Here is a 17817-nt window from a genome sequence, read left to right as displayed (position 1 = left end):
GCCCTCATCAGGAGGACGAATTGCCATGTTTCAATCAGACCTGTTTCCCGCCGGCGAGCAGATGCCGGCAGTGCCCCTGGCCTTCGCCATCGGTGCCCGGATTGCCGCGCTTCTCACCTCGGGTCGTCATCTTACCCGTGCCGGCATTTCCGGGCTGTTCGCCGAAGAGACCGGTGTTCTGGACTGGGGAGGTGCATGGACGATCGACGACTACAACAACGCGGTCGAGATCGGCGCACTGCTCTGGCTGCGAGAGTCTTCGCGCATCGATCTGGCGACAAGCATGCACGAAGCAGAAGCACGTTTTGACTGGCTCGAAGCTGCATTGCCGCCGCGGCACGTTCGCAGCGAAGCACAGGTCGAGCTCCAGCAGTTCTCGACCCCGCCGATGCTGGCCTGGCTGATGGCGAAGGCCGCAGCTGTTTCTTCGCAAGACACGCTGCTCGAACCGTCCGCAGGCAATGGCGCCCTTGCGCTCTGGGGCAGCGTCCAGAACGCCTCGTTGGCCCTCAACGAGATCGATCCGGCCAGACGAGACGGGCTGGGCCATATCTTCCCCACGGCCACAATTAGTGCACATGACGGAGAACTGATGGCCGACCTGCATCGCGGCCCTGTTCCGTCGGTCGTCTTGATGAACCCGCCGTTCGCCCGCAGCCAGGAACGCGGCAAGGATGGCGAGACGGCGCAGCGCCACCTACGCAGCGCGATCCGGGCCGTTGCCAATGGGGCGAGGATTGTCGCCATCATGCCTGAAGGCTTCGACGCTTCCACCTTCGCCAAGGTACAGGATGAAGCGTCGCTGTTCCTCGATGTCCGGCTGCAGCAGATGTTTCGCCGCGCAGGGACGGGGATTGCCGTTCGCCTGGTCGTGTTCGGCAAGACGCCGGTTGCGTCTTCTCCCGCAATCAACGGAGATACTGCCGACCTGATCGCGCTCCACGAGCTTGTCACTGCGCTTCCGCCCCGTGCGCAGACATCCGCCAGGACTCATCGCCTGCCAGTCGGCAAGCCAGTGCGCCTCGTGGGCAAGACGTCGACCCATCGCGCGCCGGTCCGGCCGCTGGCGCCGTTCGCCGCGACACCAGCAGCTAAAGCGAATGCGACCAATCTTGCCTATTCGGTCTTGGCCGACCCCGCGCCGGTACCCGAACAGACCGGCATCTACCTACCTTACCGGCCCAGTCGCATCACGTTCGAAGGCGCGCCGGTTCATCCCACCCCGCTCGTGGAATCGGTCGCCATGGGCTCGGTCGCGGCGCCCCAGCCGGACGTTCGCCCGCGCCTTCCCGCAGGCTGGCAGGCCAATGGCCTCTTGTCCGAAGCGCAATGCGAGACACTGGTCTACGCTACCCAGGCATTTGCGCGCGATCTTCCGGGTCAGTTCAAGGTTAGCCAGGAAGGCACCTCGCTGGAACTCTCCGAGGACGGACACTCCTACCGCCAAGGCTTCTTCCTCGGCGACGGAACCGGAGCGGGCAAGGGACGGCAGATCGCCGCGGTCATCATGGACCGCTGGCTCGCAGGCGAGCGCCGGCATGTCTGGATCACCAAGAACGAGGCGCTGCTCGAAGATGCACGCCGCGACTGGGAAGCGCTTGGCGGGCTGCCGCTCGATGTCCAGCCGCTCTCGCGCTGGAAACTCGGCCACCTTGTATCGATGTCCGAAGGCATTCTCTTCGTCACCTACCCGACGCTGCGCTCGGGACGCGTCGAGGATACGCGGCTCGACCAGATCCTTGCCTGGGCGGGTAAGCATTACGACGGCCTGATCGCCTTCGACGAAGCCCACGCCATGGCCAATGCCCTCGGGGGCTCATCGACCCGCGGCAAGGTCAAGGGCTCCGAACAGGGGATAGTGGGCCTCAGGCTGCAGAACCATCTCCCGCGCGCCCGCGTGCTCTACGCGTCTGCCACAGGTGCCTCGGAAATCGCCAACCTCGGTTACACTTCCCGGCTTGGCCTCTGGGGACCCGAGACCGCCTTTCCGACCCACGAGGCGTTCATGACCGAGATCCGCGCCGGCGGCGTCGCGGCGATGGAGCTCGTCGCCCGCGATCTCAAGGCACAGGGGCTCTACCTTGCCCGTGCGCTGTCCTTCGCCGGGGTCGAGTACGAAATCCTCGAGCACTGCCTGACCGAAGCGCAGGTGCGGATTTACGATGCCTATGCCGATGCCTGGGCGATCATTCACCGCAACCTCGAAGCCGCGCTCGAAGCAACCCGCGTGGTCGACGAGGACAGCGGCGATACGCTCAATCGCAACGCCAAAGCGGCAGCGCTGTCGATCTTCGAGGGTACCAAGCAACGCTTCTTTGCCCAGCTCCTGCTTTCGATGAAACTGCCAAGTCTGATCCCCGCGATGAACGCGGCGCTTGGCGAAGAGTATTCGGTTGTCGTGCAGCTGGTCTCGACCGCCGAGGCCATGCTCGACCGGCGCCTTGCCGACCTTACCGTGGAAGAACGCGAAGCGCTCGATATCGATCTCTCACCGCGTGAATATGTCATCGACTATCTTGCGAAGAGCTTTCCGGTGCGATTGATGCAGGTCTTCGCCGACGAGGACGGAAATCTTCGCTCCGAGGCGATGAGTGATGAGGAAGGCAATCCCGTTTTCTGCCCGCGCGCCATTGCCGCGCGCGATGCGCTGATCGAGCAGCTTTGTGCGCTGCCGCCCATCGCCACTGCGCTCGACGCGATCATCGAGCACTTCGGCACCGAGGCCGTGGCAGAGGTCACGGGCCGGACCCGCAGGCTGGTCCTGGGCCGCGATGGTCAGCAGCGCCTCGAACGGCGAAGCCCGAGCGCTAATGTCGCCGAAGCGCAAAGCTTCATGGAAGGGGCCAAGCGCATCCTCGTCTTTTCGGATGCAGGCGGCACGGGGCGATCCTACCACGCCGACCTTCATGCGAAGAACCAGCAGCGCAGGGTTCATTTCCTGCTCGAGCCGGGCTGGCGGGCCGACAATGCGATCCAGGGTCTTGGCCGCACCAACCGCACCAATCAGGCCTCGGCCCCGTTGTTCCGGCCGGTAACCACCGACGTGAAGGGCGAGCGCCGGTTCATCTCGACCATTGCGCGAAGGCTCGACGCATTGGGCGCGCTGACGCGTGGCCAGCGCCAGACCGGCGGACAGAACCTGTTCGATCCGGCAGACAATCTTGAAAGCGACTATGCGCGCGATGCGCTCAGCCGCTGGTTTCAGCTGCTCTATGACGGCAAGCTCGAAGCCACCACGTTCGGCAATTTCGTCGAGCGTACCGGCCTCCGGCTTGAAAACCCCGATGGTGGGCTGACCGACAATCTTCCCACAATCCAGCGTTGGCTCAACCGCATCCTCGCGCTCCCGATCGCGCTCCAGAACGCGATCTTCGAGGAATATCTCGGACTGGTAGAGGCGCGGATCGAGGCCGCTCGCGAGGCGGGGACGCTCGACCAGGGACTGGAGACCGTGAGGGTCGATCGTTTTACGGTCCTGGCAGATGAACTCCTGCGCACCGATCCCTTGACCGGAGCCGAAACACGCCTCGTCTCGCTCGAAGTGACGAGGCACCTTCGGCCTTTGCGCTTGCAGCGACTGGTGCGGATGCACGAGATCGGCAGCCCGCACGCGGTCCCGATGCGCAATGCGCGGTCGGGCAAGGTTGCGCTGTCGGTTCCAGCCCGGCGTCTCATCGCCGACGACGGGGCCGTGATCGAACGTCGGCGCCTTCTGCGACCGCTCAAGTCCGCGAACTGGACGCTTGACGCACTCGCTGAGAGCCACTGGGAGGAAATTGGCGTCACTGCATTCACCAGCGCCTGGCGGGCCGAGGAAGAAGAGGCCGCCGCTTCACCGGTGACCGAGCGTGTCCATCTCGCCACTGGTTTGCTGCTCCCTGTCTGGAAGCGCCTGCCGGGCGATCATGTCCGCGTCACCCGGCTCGTTGCCGAGGACGGCCAGTCGATCATTGGCCGCGAAGTGCTCGATATCGATCTCGCTGCGATCGCCGATACCTTTGGCCTTTCCGGAGTTACCGGACCATCGGCTGAGCAGATCGGCGACCTCGTCCTCGTCAGCGGCAAACCGCTGGGCCTCACAAGCCACGATGCCTTGACCGTAAAGCGCTCGCTGGTGGGAGGCGAGCAGCGCCTTGAACTGACCGGATTCTCGCCGGAACGCCTCGAGTGGTACAAGGGCAAGGGCTGCTTCACCGAGATCATCCGTTACCGCACGCGGCTATTTGCACCGGTGTCGAGAGCAAGCGAGATCCTCCAAAGCATCGCAATCGAGCCTTGAACTTCTCATTTGCCCTAAACTGGTCTATATAGAGACCAAATTCAGTCCTAAGGTGTTCTATGAAGCTGGACCAGCGCATCAAACCGATCAGCTATCTGAAGGCCCACAGCGCCGAAATTATCCGGGAGATTGGAGATGGCGCCGGGCCAATGGTCATCACGCAGAATGGCGAAGCCAAGGCAGTTCTGCAGGATGTCGCCAGCTACGAGCGCGCACAGGAAACGCTCGCTCTGCTAAAACTTCTGGCGCTCGGACAGGCCGATGTTGCCGCCGGTCGGACCCGCCCGGTGGCAGGCCTTGCGGATCGCGTACGGGGTAAGTCAAACTGAATGATGACGGCCGCCGTAGCGATCGAGATCACCTCCGGTGCGGAGCGCGATCTCGCGGGTATCTGGCAGCGCCGCTTGACGCAGCGCGGGCCGGATGGCGACGATGGTGCGGACGCACTGCTGGATGACCTTGTCGCGTCTATCGAATCCCTTGTGAACAATCCTGAGAAAGGACCGGTTCCACCGGAACTTGAGGCTCTCGGGATCACCGACTTTCGGCAATTGTCGCGCTTTCCGTTCCGCATAATCTACGGGTATCAGCCCGAGCCGGCACCCGGTCAGGTGACCGTGTTCGTAATCGCTGATGCGCGTCGGGATTTTCGGACGCTTCTCGAAGAGCGCTTGCTTAGCAGCGGATAGGCATAGGCTCCGCTGAAGAGGTCAGGGTCCGGATGAAGCTGAGCGCTGCCTCCGATTGCGCTTAGGTTTCCCCTTCTCTCCTCCCCTCCGTGTGTCTGAATGAACCGATAAGCTCCCGTGTCGCGTACGCCGGAGCCTGATCACGTCCTTCCTCAAGTCCGGGCGACTGATCTGCCTGTGCCCGCTGATGACGGGCTTGCGAATGGGTTCGCGCATCGAGAACAACTGCTCTCATGGACGGATCTCAGCCGATCCCTGATCGCCCCATCCCGGTAGCATAGATGGTCGCCACAGCCATTGAAGAGAGTGGAGGGAGCCCGTTGGGCTTGTGGGCCTCGTGATCCTCACCTGCGCCTTCATTCCATCAGGAGAACACCCATGATCCAGTCGATTCCCTTGAAGAAGCTCGTCCCGAGCCCGCGCAACGTTCGCAAGTCGAGCGATGTGCTGGCTGACCTCCAGCTGCGGGCAGACATTGGTGCGCGCGGTCTGCTGCAGAACCTCGTCGTGCGCAAAGGAAAGCGCGGCAAGTTCGAGGTCGAGGCCGGTGGTCGCCGCCTCGCCGCGCTGCAGGCGCTGGCAGAAGAGGGTACCTTGCCCAAAAACCACGAAGTTACCTGCCTCGTCATCGAAGGCGAGGAAAGCGAAGTGCGCGAGGCCAGCCTTGCCGAGAACTTCCAGCGTCTCGCGATGAACCCGGCCGACGAAGCGCAGGCTTTCGCGGCGATCATCGAGGCAGGCGCTACCACCGAAGACGTGGCGCGCCGCTTCGGCCTCACCGTCCGATTCGTCGAAGGGCGTCTGCGCTTAGCAAGTCTCGCACCCTGCGTCTTCGAAGCGCTCGCCGAAGGCACGATTACGCTCGACATGGCCAAAGCCTATGGCGCGATTTCCGACGTCGAGCGCCAGGCGCATGTCTATGCCGAGCTGCAGGACGCCTGGTACCAGATCACGCCTGACACGATCCGCCGCATGGTGCTCGATGCAACTGTTCATGGCTCCGATCCGCGCGCGGTTCTCGTCTTACGAGATGCCTATCTCGCCGCAGGCGGCCGGATCGAGCGCGAACTGTTCGACGATGATGCCAGCGAGAGCTGGATCGATGTCGCGCTGCTCGAAGACCTCGCGCACAAGGCCATGGAAGAAGCCGCCGAAAGGATCGCGCTCGAATATGGCCTTGCCTGGGTGCACCCGACGCTGGGCACCTATGTCAGTCATGACCTTGTCGAAGGTCTGAGCCGTCTGCCTTGCGAACCTGCGCCGATGACGGAACAGGAAGCGAAGGAGCTTGGCGAACTCGAGGCTGACTATGACCGCGTCGCCGCCGTGCTCGAAGACGAAGACAGCGACGAAGACGAGGTCGCCAAGGCCGAAGAGGAACTCGTGGTGATCGACCGCGCCATGCGCGCGCTCAATGATCGGCCGCCAGTACTCGCCGATGAGCTGAAATCCGAGGCTGGTGCCTTCCTCGTCCTTTCGCGTAATGGCGAGCCGACCTTGGTCCCGCAGTTCTATACCAAGACCGAAGTCATCGCTGAGGAAGGTCCTATCGAGGCAGTCGAGGACAGCGGAACGGCGAAGCCCAAGGGTAGCTCGCTGTCCCAGCGCTTGCTCGACGAGCTCGCGATGCAACGCCGCGACATCCTGGCAATCCATCTCGCCAACGATCCGGCACTGGCGCTCGACTTCATGGTCTTCACGCTCGCCGATGCCGATGGGCACGACTGGCGCGCCAAGAAGGCGTCGACGCTTGTCGGCTCTGTCGCGTCCGGCCCGGTCACCGGGTTCGAGGCCAAGGATGCGCCCGCGAGTGCTGCTTTGGCCGAGTTTGCCGGGTCGCTCGATGAAAGCTGGCGCTCTGGCGAAAGCGATGTTGAGCGGTTTGCCAGGTTCCGGGCACTATCCGACGAGGGGCGCTCGGCCTGGCTTGGTCATGTCGTCTCGCGCACGCTTGTCGCGAGCCTGGCCTGCGAAGGCGAGCGCTCGGTGCCTATGCATGAGGCTCTGGGCTCGCTCCTGGAAATCGAGACCGCGCATTGGTGGCGTCCCACGGCGGCGAACTACTTCGACCGCGTGGCCAAGGCCCGCACGCTCGAGGCACTCGATGCTGCCGGTGGTCCCGAACTGGTCAGTCGCTACGCTGCATCGAAGAAGGCCGAATTGGCGAGCGCTGCCGAGCGCATCTTCTCCGGCAACTTCATTGGCGAGTCTGAGGTCAAGGAGCGGGCGCAGGCTTGGGTTCCGCCGATCATGCGTTTCGCCGGTTCCGAAGAAGGCGAATTGTCCGACCGCGAAGAAGACGAAGCGGTCAACGCAGTAGAAACTGACGAGATTGCCGAGCAGGCTGCCTGACCCCTCCTGACAGGTCCAGGTCACTCGGCGGGCGGTCCGTCCCTTCCGGGACGGGCCGCCTTTTCCGTGTCAAATTTCGGGGCGGTTGCAGACCGTTGGGTTTTGGTGAGCAGGCAGGAGAAAGCAGCCGTTTTCTTTCAGGAGATCGGCGAATGCCAATGTATCCCCACGAAAACCTTGGGCAACTTGCTCAATTACTTGACGCACGTCTCCCAGAAACGTCATCTAATTGGGTGACCTACGATTTCGCTTCCTTGTCGCACAGTGAGTTCGAAGAACTGGCAAACGCGCTCATCGGGGCAGAGCTTGCGGTTCGGTTTGAACGTTTCGCAGAAGGACCGGATCAGGGAATCGATGGCCGATACGCCGAGAGCGACCGCAGCGTCATTTTGCAGGCAAAGCACTATCTGCGCTCGGGCTTTTCCAAACTGAACTCGGCGATGGCGAGCGAGCGCGCCAAGATCGATCAGCTCGCGCCTAGCCGCTATCTTCTGGCAACTTCATGTGACCTAACGCCAGCTCGCAAACAGACGCTCGCCGAGAAGATCGGGCCCTCTCTCCAGTCTCCCGGTGATATTTTCGGTCCTGCGGATCTAAACGCCCTGCTGCGCAAATTTCCTGACATCGAGAAGGCTCATCCGGCGCTTTGGCAGGGGTCGACCGCAGCCTTGCGGTCCATCGTCTCCGACGCAGTCGTCGAGGCGCTGGGTACCAAGCAGGATCTCCCAGAAATCTTCTCCGACCTGCTTGGTCAATCAAATGCGGCGAAAGGCGAAGGAGAAAAGGCGTCGAATTTCGAACGCAACGTGTTGTTTCTGATTAAGACCCATCCCGCAGACGACGAGTTCGCGCTCTGGCTCGCTCCCAAGCTCGAGGCAGAAGGGTACACTGTCTTTGCTGATATCCTCTCACTTGAGCCTGGAGACAGATGGCGACGCGAGGAAGGCTTGGTCCTGCAACATCGCGCAGCCAAGGCCTTGATCTGCGTCTCGGCGGCGGCAACCGCAGACACAAACGTTCAGGACAATATCGATCTCGCTCTGGAAGTGGCGCAAGCGATCGATGACAGCCGCTTCATGATACCATTGAGACTTGAAGCGACCAATCGCATCAAGGGGATCGGGGATGCTCGGCCGGTCGACTTCGTGCGCGGATGGGGCGAAGGACTGCAGACCCTTCTGGAGACTTTGCGCCGGCAGAAGGTGCCTCAGCGTGCCGACGGCGTTGCGATCAACCTGAATTGGGAATTGTTTCGGCGGCGTCGCAGCATAGAATTGTCGACCGATCCCGAGCCCTTAACCTTGAACTGGCTCAGGGTTCTCGAGGCGCCCGACACGATCCGCTTTTTTTCCGCAATGGGTGCTCAGACCGAACAAACGAGTGCCATCGCCGCCAAGACGCTTTCATACCCGGCAATTGCCCATCGCGGCGGGATTGTCAGCATGGCGGACTTAGGCGACATCGAGGCTGAGCTCGGGTCAATCGGCCGTTTCGAGCTCACCGCTGAATTGCCGATTGAGGAATTTGCTGAGCATGGCTGGGCCGAACTCGCGATCGTGCGGCAGGTCGCGCAAAAGATGCTGGTGCAGATGTTTGGCGAGGCTTGGATCAGCTACTGTCGTGAGCGAGGCCTGCTGCAATACAATTACTCCAGTTCAATCGGTTTTCATGCGTCGCCAGAGCTAGCGCCGATAGGAAAACTGATCCCTTGGGGGCGGCAAGGCGAACGACGCGCTTCGATGCTCCGCAACATTGCCAAGGGTCATATCTGGCAGTTCGGCGTGACCGCCACGCCAGTCTTGTGGCCCTTCTGGCATCTAAGACTCAAATCCCGCGTTCTATTCGCGGACGACAACGGCACCCCCGAAGGCTTGCAGATCGACGATGCGAAGAAGATGCATCGATTGCGCAGATCAATCTGCAAGGGCTGGCGCAATAAGCAATGGCATGGCCGATTGCTTGCCTTCCTCGAACTGCTCTCGGGTGAGTCCGCCTATATCCGCCTCAAGCTTGGCGGTACGCGCTCGCTCATGCTCGATGCCTCTCCGATCCTGTTTACCTCGCCTGTCAGCACGGTCCTTCCAGACCTGCTGGATCCGGACGCTGAGGAAACTGACGCCAGTACGCTCGGGAGACCCGAGCTGTCGCTGGAAGAGGATTCGGCATGAGGTTCCCGGAGACGCAACTCAAGGTTGAGCACCTCGCTGAACCGCAGCTTGAGTTCGCTTTCGGCCAGCAGAGTCCGCATCCAAAGGACGGGCTGTTTCTCTACGGCCCGCTGGCCAAAGCCAAGAAAACGAAGGAGATTAGGGTCGGCGTGGTCGGCACGCCCGAAGGTCTCGCGCATTTCCGGAGCTGGTCGCGTTCTTTGCTCCGCTCGGTTGAGGTTCCGCCGCCGGGAAAAGGGGAAAAGGCGGACCGGTTGCATCTGGCAAATTTCCCCGGGCTCGAAGAGGCATTCGGCATTTCCTTCGATCCCGACGAATGCAGCGTGCTGTCAATTCCGCTCGCGGATATCGACAGGGCCACGCGCGTGACCAACCTCAATGAGGCGGTCGACCAGGTGGCCAGTCTCTACATCGATCGCGTGCAAAAGTATCTGCGCAACGAGGAGAAGGCGATCGATGTCTGGGTGCTGGTCCTGCCCGAAATCGTCTATGAGCGCTGCCGTCCGGAATCTCGCCGCACCGGTTTGCCCTTGGTCAAGGGAGAATTCGGCAAAAAGCAAAAGTTTCGCGCAGACCTGCCGCTCCTGTCAGGGGCGGGAATCATCGACCAGAGCGGCGAGCGGATCTTCGAAGATGTCCCGGACTTTCACCGCCGTATCAAGGCAGAGTTCCTAAGGATCGCCCCCACTCAGCTGGTGCGCGAAACGACGCTCGCTCCAGGGGCATTCCTGAACAAGGCAGGCTACCCGATCCGCAATACGCAGGATGCCGCGACCACTGCCTGGAATCTGGCAACGGGTCTCTACTACAAGACCCAGCCAAAGCCACCCTGGCGCCTAGCCGAAGTGCGCCAAGGCGTTTGTTATATCGGGATGGTCTACAAAAGCCTGCCTAACGATCCTGACGGTCATTCATGCTGCGCCGCACAGATGTTTCTCAACGAAGGTGACGGCGTCGTCTTCCGCGGAGCCAATGGCCCTTGGAAGACGGGCGACCGCGAGTTCCATCTCAAGCCGCGGGCCGCCCGAGAGCTCATGGAACTCGTCCTCGAGACCTACATCGAAACACATGGAGCCCCGCCAGCTGAACTATTCATTCACGGGCAAACGACATTCAACGACGAAGAGTGGCAGGGCTTCGTCGCGGCAGTGCCGGCTGAAACCAACCTTGTAGGGGTTAGAATCCGATCAACTGGCGGTGAAACAAAGCTTTTTCGCGATGGGGATTATCCGGTCCTGCGCGGCACGGCACTTTTGCTTGACGACCAGACCGCCTACCTTTGGTCGTCAGGCTACGTGCCCCAGCTGGATACCTATATAGGTCCGGAAACACCCAATCCGCTTCACATTACTGTGCTGCGAAGCCGATTCGCCAAACCCAATATCCTGACGGTGCTACAAGACATCATGGGACTGACCAAGATCAACTATAATTCCTGCAACTTCAATGACGGCCTGCCCGTAACTGTGCGGTTCGCCCGTATGGTCGGCGATGTCCTCACCATGGGCTCGGCAAAGGGAGAGGAGAAGCAGCCCTTCAAGTTCTATGTCTAATTGTTGCGGCACATTCTTTGCGAGATGTCCTTTTGGCTGTCCGCTATTGGGATAGCGTCGCGCGCGGCAACAGGTCCGAAACGAAGACTCGTAGCGGCATTCATTAATGAGAGGGGAGGAAGCTTTGCTCTTCCTGAACCGGGACAATTCGGTCTCGGCGATCAGGAGAACTCCCATGAAGAAGTCCCGTCGCGCTGCATCGACTTCGCCGGCTCAGAGCATCACCGCCGCTATCATCGAAAAGCTCGAGCAAGGCACCAAGCCTTGGGTCAAGCCATGGCGCGGTGTGCCGGTCTCGCGGCCCTTGCGGAGCTGCGGGACACCCTACCGCGGCATGAACACATTCTGGTTGTGGATGGTGGCCGATGGCTGCGGCTATACCTCGCCTTACTGGATGACCTATCGCCAGTGTCAGGCGCTCGGCGGACAAGTCCGCAAGGGTGAAAAATCGACCCTCGCGATCTTCTACAAGAGCTACACCAAAGAGGTCGAGAACGCCGAAGGCGAAGCTGACACCGAGAACCGGCGCGTGCTCAAGGCCTATGCCGTGTTCAACGCCGATCAGTGCGACGGCCTGCCCGAGTTCTACTTTCCCAAGTCGCTGGTTGCCGCGCTTGAGCCAGAAGGACGCGAAGACCGGCTCGATGCTTTCTTTGCCCATATTGGCGCAGACCTGCGCCATCATGGCTCGCAGGCCTACTACGAGCCGCTGCGCGACCGCGTCACCATGCCGCCAGCCGAACTGTTCGAAGCCTACGACCACTACTACGCGACGCTCGCACACGAGTTGTCGCACTGGACGGGGCATTCTTCGCGGCTCGACCGCGATCTCAAGAACCGCTTCGGCAGCGACGCCTACGCAGCAGAAGAACTGATCGCAGAACTGTCCTCGGCAATCCTTGGAGCCGAATTGGGCCTTCCGGTCACCCACCTCGACCATCACGCCAGTTACATCGCGTCCTGGCTCAAGATCCTCAAATCGGACGAGCGCGCGATCCTGACCGCCGCGGCCAAGGCCGAAGAAGCTGCCAGCCTGTTGCTCGAACTTGGAGGCCATCAATCCCGTGAAGGCGAGGCCGACATCGATCTCGCCGATGCAGCCTAAGGAGTAGTGAGATGGGACGTTCCGTCAGCTACCCGACCGGCTCCGTAGTGGCCTTTCGCTTGCTCGATGACGGCGAAGACGAAGATATCGACTGGGTCTATGAGTGCCTCGTCGACGAGGTCATCGATGCCGCGAAAGCGGCCTTTCCTTCGTTCGAGCGCTTCAATGGATGGCGCGGCCGCGAAGATCGTATCCTCCTTCGCAATGCCTTCGCTGATTGCGGCATATCGACCTATTGCGGTCTCGCCGCGATCTGGCTCGTCGAGCGTGACGATGCCCGATACTGGGAGGCGGATTTCTACGTCCCACGAACGGCAAGGGCACGGCACTGGCTCGCCCAGGTGTCGGGACGCTTTATTGACCTGTTCGGGGATCTGCGCCTGGTCGGGCGATTCTCGAATGGCGAAGCGATCTTCGAGCGCTCCCGATCCACCTGCGACATCGGGACCTGATCCTGCCTCATCCCTGTCCGCCGGGAGAGGCCCTTGGGCCGGTCGGGGCGCGCCGCAACCTGCGACCCGTCGGCCCGTGTTGCCCGCGCCAGCCTAGGGCCGCAGGTTTCCCGCTACGCGGTGCGTCACGCCCCTTGTCCCGGCCCTGATCGGGCTCCGGCGGACAGGGCCGAGGCAATGGTGCCTCCTCTCCTTGTCCCCGCGATCAGGAGACACCCCATGTACGACAGCTTCATCGACCAATTGAACGGTCTCGATCTCTCGGGCCTAAGCATCAGGCCAGCCCCCTTCAACGAGACCGACTTTCCCTGCGAGGATGCGATCGAGCAGACCCTCGCTGCAGTCTGGTCCGATCTTTTCGCGATGTTTTCGGACACGGCCCTGGAGGCCGATGCCGAGGACATTGCCTGGGGCATGGTCAATCTCTTTCACCGCGCAGCCAGCCGCAAGTCGGCTCAGCTCGACCGGGCCAGCGATGAAATCCGTGTTCTGCTCGCATCGGCCGATGGCTCCGAAGTGCATTCGAGCAATCTGGAAGAGCAGGTAGAGCGCGCGCAGGCCGCCGAAGCCAGCATGCTTGCCTTCGAGCAGATGCGCGAGGCTGCGGCAGCACTCTATCGCGACGAGACCGGTTCCTCGTGGAAGCCCGTTTCCGGCTCGCGCACGAGCCATTCGCGCAACCTTACCTCGACTGTGATCGATGCCCGCGACTTCCTTCGCGCACGTGCTGAGAACCGGCGTCACGCCCTGATCCCGGAAGGCACTCCAATCGTCTTCGCCGGTGGTCGCCAGAGCTTCGAAAACGCAGAAGATGCGCGTGTCTATGCCGACAATATCTGGGCGACGCTGGACAAGGTTCGCGATGCGGTTCCCGATCTCTTCCTGGTCCATGGCGGCGACGGCAAGGGTGCCGATCGTCTGGCAGCGAGCTGGGCCGAGCGCCGCGAAGTCCAGCAGCTGACGTATTCGCTCGATCGTCGGCTTGGTGCCCGCGCCGGGTTCAAGCGCAACGAGCAGATGCTTTCGCTCAATCCGCGTTACGTTGTCGCCTTTCCGGGCAATGGCGTGACTGAACGGCTAGTGATCGACGCCAAGACGCGCCGGATCACCGTGGTCGATCGCAGGACCGTGACGTCCGGATCCAAGACTAAGGGATAATAGTCTGTTGGTCGCTGCAGCATGTCTACCATCGGTTGGCTGCGGCGACCATCTCAGACAATTGTCATCGATTGCCTTTTCGGTTGGAGAGGGGATTTCTTGGGAAGGCATCTCGGGTTATCAGCCCCGCATGCACCACGCCGACTCCAATCCGCTCGCCCATGATCACAACTTCCTGAGCGCCTCGCACGACGCCCATGAGCGGCGCACGCGTTATGTCGTTGCCTTGACCGCCGCGATGATGGTGGTCGAAATCGTCGCTGGCCTGTGGACCGGATCGATGGCGCTTCTCGCCGATGGTATCCACATGGCGACCCACGCAGGTGCCCTGGGCGTCGCGGCCTTTGCCTACTGGTTTGCCAGGCGCCATGCGAACAACCCGCGTTTCACATTCGGTACCGGCAAGGTGGGCGACCTCGTCGGCTTCGCGAGCGCGCTTGTCCTCGCCATCTTCGCAATCGGGATCGCGGTTGAATCGGCTCAAAGGTTCGTCAGTCCGCTCACGATTGCCTATACCGAGGCGATCTGGATCGCCCTGCTCGGCCTCGTGGTGAACCTCGCGAGTGCCTGGCTGCTTGGTGCCGATCATCACCATGGGCATGATCACGACCATCATCATCACCACGACCATGCGCATGCCGACAACAATCTGCGCTCCGCCTATTTCCACGTGCTTGCCGATGCCCTGACCTCGGTCCTGGCTATCGTGGCCCTTCTCGCCGGCATGTACCTCGGCTGGGCATGGATGGACGCAGCAATGGGTCTGGTAGGTGCATTCGTGATCGGGCGCTGGTCATGGTCGCTGCTGCGCGATACCGCAGCCGTGCTTGTCGACGCCGAGGCGGACTCTGAACGATACACAGAAGTGAGCGAGGCGCTAGAGGACCGGGACGCCGCGATCGGCGATCTGCACATCTGGCGTATCGGCCCTGGCAAGTATGCGGTCATCGCCTCGCTCATCGCCGGTGATCCGCTCGCGCCCGACCATTATGCGAGCCGACTTTCAGAGCATGCGGAATATGTGCACGTCACGATCGAAGTGCATCGCTGCGAGCATCCCCATCCCGAGCTTCGCGCGGCCTGATCGCGCCGTTCTAAAAGACCGAAACAGTATTCGAGGACTGTTATACTGTAACAAACGACTTATACTTCATCGTGTTACGGAGCTTGCAATCTTGATCCGGTTTGCTAGGAGCCGTCGGAATCCATGACCACAAGCTATCGTCGCCTTGTCCTGCATCCTTTCGTCGTCCTGCTCATGCTGGTCGCGATGGTGTTCGTGACGGCGGCGGATGCTGCTGCTTGCGGCGCCGAAGTGGCGCCCGGAAGCACGCCCGTTCTGGTTTCGCTCGACAGCGCGTCCGCGTCATCCGCAGCTACTGACGAAGTTCCGGGCGATCCGGATGCGCCGACCGAGCAACACGGCGTGTGTGGGCACGGCCATTGTCATCATGGGGCGAGCTTTGCCAGCACCGTGCAGAAGAATTCGGTTCCTCACTTGGTTGTGGTTCCCGATGCGCCTCCCGCCGAAGCGCTCGCTTCCGACATTGCCGACCGACTGAAGCGCCCCCCTCGCGCCTGACGACCGTCACCGCGCTGCATGCCGCAGCGCAGTTCGGATCGTCAGCAGAGGAATATTCGAAAAATGTCAGCCATTCATTGGCGAGGGGTCCTCCTTGGAGGGCTGTTCCTCGCCGCTCAAGCCACGACCGTGGCGGCGCAGGAGCGTGAGCTTCTGACGCTCGAAGCTGCGCTCGCTCGTGCGGGCATCGTCGACAGCGCAGATGAGCCCCCAGAAAATCCGCGCCTGATCGGACCGCGGGCCGAAGCCGACGCGGCGCGGGCCCTAGTCGACCAGGCGCGGCTGCGGCCCAACCCAGAAATTGCTTTCGAAGCCGAAAACATTGCCGGGAGCGGCGCGTTTTCGGGATTGCAGGCCACCGAGTATACTTTGTCCCTGAGCCAGCGGCTCGAATTGGGCGGCAAACGGGGAGCGCGCGTCCGCGCCGCCCAGGCGGAAGCGCGCGTCGCGACCCTTTCAGGAGCGCTCTCGGTTGCTCAGCTCGGGCGATCGGTGCGCGAACGCTATGTCGAAGCCGTCGCTGCGGCAGCCCGATTGGAACTCGCGCGGGACATAGTCGAGCGCAATCGCGAGCTTGCCAGGATCGCAGGCGTACTGGTCGATGTTGGGCGGGAGCCTCCTCTGCGATCGCTTCGTGCCGAAGCGGCACTTGCGGAGGCGCTCGCGGAGCTTGAAGCGGCCCTGGCTGCCGACAGTACGGCGAGGAACGCGCTCGCCGCGCTTTGGGGCGAGGCAACACCTGCTACGGACGTGCCTTCGGTGTTCCCCGAGATCGAACCTCCGGCGACGCTGCTCGCGTCACCTTCGGCCTTACGACTTCAGGTCGCCCGTGCCGAACGCGAGGCCGCGGATGCCGCGATCGCCCGGGAACGCTCTCTCGGCATTCCGGATCCGGCAATATCCGCCGGAGTCCGACGGTTCGAGGAAAGTCGAGACCAGGCGTTTCTCGTGGGGGTTTCGATCCCGCTTCCATTGCGTAATCGCAACCAGGGAAACATCGCCGCTGCCGAAGCGCGGCTTCGCGCCGCGACGGCGCGGGAAGCAATTGCCCGCACCGATTTCGAACTCGAGGTCACGCAGGCCCGCGGACAATTTCTGGCAGCCGAAGCGCGGGTCGAGACCCTCGCGGAGACGTCCTTGCCCCAAGCCGAAGAAGCCTTGCGCCTCGTTCGGATTGGCTACCGCAACGGCAGGTTTCCGCTGATCGAAGTTCTGGCTGCGGCCGAAGCGCGTGACACCATCCGTGAAGCTTTGATTCAAGCTCAGGAAGATCGTGGTCGCCTGGCGGCGACACTGATCTGGCTCGGTGCACAATGAGGTATTTTCCGATGAACCGTAAACGTCTGGCCGTTGCGATCGGCCTTTCCATTCTCTTTGTAGTCGCGGCGCTCATGCTGTGGCCCGATAACGAAGCTGACCAAATCGCCGAGGAGACGAGTGAGGAGGTCGAGCTTCCCGAAGGCCTTGTCCTGCTTGGCGCCGAACAAATTGAAGCGTCCCAGATAGTGGTCGAAACCGTCGGCCAGGGATCGGCGGTCGAGCTGGTCTTCCCGGCCACCGTCGCGGCAAGCCCGACGGCAAGTGCCCGCATCGATGCCCGCGCGGCGGGCGTGGTCCGCAGTGTCGGCAAAACGCTGGGCGATTACGTGAGGCAGGGCGAGACGATTGCCCGCATCGAGAGCGCCGACGCGGCTGCTCTCGCAGCGCAGTTGAGCGCAGCGCGCGCGAGGGTCAACGAACTGTCCGCTGCCTACGATCGGGAGCGCCGCCTGTTCGAGGCCAATGTCACCGCACGGCAGGATCTCGAGGCCGCGCGAGCAAATCTGCAGGTCGCCCAGTCGGAACTTGCGCGCGCCCAGGCGGCAGTCTCCGCGGCGGGCGTTAGCGGCGACGGGCGCTCCCTTGCGGTCACGAGCCCGCTCGCAGGCCGAGTGACCTCGGCGCCTATCGTTCTCGGCTCCTTCGTCGATGCCGGGGAAGAACTCTATCAGGTCGTGAATCCGAGCGGCATGCAGGTCGAGGTTGCCCTCCCGTCGGCTGAAGCAAGCCGCATCCAGCCTGGCGACGAGGCGACGCTGGAAATCGCGGACAACCGGGAAGTGGGTGCGCGCGTGCGGTCTGTCACTCCCTCGCTCGATCCCGAAAGCCGCAGCGCTACGGCGGTCCTGTCGCTGGCAAGACCGATCCCCGGTCTGCAACCCGGGGCCTTCCTGCAGGCACGTATCCGCCCCTCGGGTGAGGTCGATACAGGCCGCATGTCGGTGCCGGAAAGTGCCGTCCAGACAATCGATGGCGCAGAAGTGGTCTTCGTTCGCACGCGCCGCGGGTTTCAAGCCCGTCCGGTGGTCACCGGTGCGCGTTCGGGAGGACGCGTGGTCATCGAGTCCGGTCTCGAAGCGCAGTGGCGGATCGCCACCGCCAATGCCTTTTTGCTGAAGGCTGAACTCGAGAAGGAGGAGGCCGAGCATGGACACTGATC

Annotated in this window: 13 protein-coding genes; all 13 read left to right on the top strand. The window is 62.2% G+C overall.

Annotated features, from left to right (window positions below):
- Positions 1–25 precede the first annotated feature (25 nt).
- The 13 genes from ACGHU1_RS04815 (at position 26) to ACGHU1_RS04755 (ending at position 17815) form a co-directional block, all read left to right on the top strand.
- Positions 26–4279, top strand: coding sequence for a strawberry notch family protein (locus ACGHU1_RS04815; RefSeq protein ID WP_067679265.1), 4254 nt, complete (start codon positions 26–28; stop codon positions 4277–4279).
- Positions 4280–4338: 59 nt separating this feature from the next.
- Complete coding sequence (locus ACGHU1_RS04810) at positions 4339–4608, top strand: type II toxin-antitoxin system Phd/YefM family antitoxin (RefSeq protein ID WP_010240558.1); 270 nt, start codon at positions 4339–4341, stop codon at positions 4606–4608.
- Positions 4609–4968 (top strand): type II toxin-antitoxin system RelE/ParE family toxin, encoded by a 360-nt coding sequence (locus ACGHU1_RS04805; RefSeq protein ID WP_054523287.1) that lies wholly within the window; start codon positions 4609–4611, stop codon positions 4966–4968.
- A 378-nt stretch (positions 4969–5346) separates the two neighbouring features.
- Positions 5347–7320 carry a ParB/RepB/Spo0J family partition protein gene (locus ACGHU1_RS04800; protein ID WP_054523288.1) on the top strand — a complete coding sequence of 658 codons (1974 nt, stop codon included), beginning with the start codon at positions 5347–5349 and terminating at the stop codon, positions 7318–7320.
- Positions 7321–7472: 152 nt separating this feature from the next.
- On the top strand, positions 7473–9488 hold the full coding sequence (locus ACGHU1_RS04795) for a toll/interleukin-1 receptor domain-containing protein (protein ID WP_390583984.1): 2016 nt from the start codon (positions 7473–7475) through the stop codon (positions 9486–9488).
- A complete protein-coding gene (locus tag ACGHU1_RS04790) occupies positions 9485–11041 on the top strand; it encodes a hypothetical protein (RefSeq protein WP_054523290.1) in 1557 nt (518 codons plus the stop codon). The genes ACGHU1_RS04795 and ACGHU1_RS04790 overlap by 4 nt, the downstream gene beginning before the upstream one ends.
- Positions 11042–11216: 175 nt before the next feature.
- Complete coding sequence (locus ACGHU1_RS04785) at positions 11217–12146, top strand: ArdC family protein (protein WP_054523291.1); 930 nt, start codon at positions 11217–11219, stop codon at positions 12144–12146.
- 11 nt (positions 12147–12157) lie between these two features.
- Positions 12158–12598: a hypothetical protein gene (locus ACGHU1_RS04780; protein WP_054523292.1), complete on the top strand. Its 441-nt coding sequence runs from the start codon at positions 12158–12160 to the stop codon at positions 12596–12598.
- A gap of 219 nt (positions 12599–12817) precedes the next feature.
- The gene (locus tag ACGHU1_RS04775; protein WP_054523293.1) at positions 12818–13756 is read left to right on the top strand and encodes a DUF2493 domain-containing protein; all 939 of its coding nucleotides are present in this window, start codon (positions 12818–12820) and stop codon (positions 13754–13756) included.
- 130 nt (positions 13757–13886) lie between these two features.
- Positions 13887–14840, top strand: a complete 954-nt coding sequence (dmeF, locus tag ACGHU1_RS04770; RefSeq protein WP_054523294.1) for a CDF family Co(II)/Ni(II) efflux transporter DmeF — start codon at positions 13887–13889, stop codon at positions 14838–14840.
- A 123-nt stretch (positions 14841–14963) separates the two neighbouring features.
- Entirely contained in the window at positions 14964–15338 is a 375-nt protein-coding gene (locus ACGHU1_RS04765) for a hypothetical protein (protein ID WP_054523295.1), read from the top strand.
- Positions 15339–15356: 18 nt separating this feature from the next.
- Positions 15357–16655, top strand: coding sequence for a TolC family protein (locus tag ACGHU1_RS04760; protein WP_240530001.1), 1299 nt, complete (start codon positions 15357–15359; stop codon positions 16653–16655).
- Positions 16656–16666: 11 nt separating this feature from the next.
- On the top strand, positions 16667–17815 hold the full coding sequence (locus ACGHU1_RS04755; RefSeq protein WP_067679325.1) for an efflux RND transporter periplasmic adaptor subunit: 1149 nt from the start codon (positions 16667–16669) through the stop codon (positions 17813–17815).
- The last annotated feature ends 2 nt before the right edge of the window (positions 17816–17817 follow it).

It is taken from the genome of Erythrobacter sp. MTPC3 (genome assembly GCF_042854385.1).
Classification (GTDB): domain Bacteria; phylum Pseudomonadota; class Alphaproteobacteria; order Sphingomonadales; family Sphingomonadaceae; genus Erythrobacter.
Note: the sequence above shows the minus strand (reverse complement) of the source record. Positions and strands in the feature narration are given on the sequence as shown.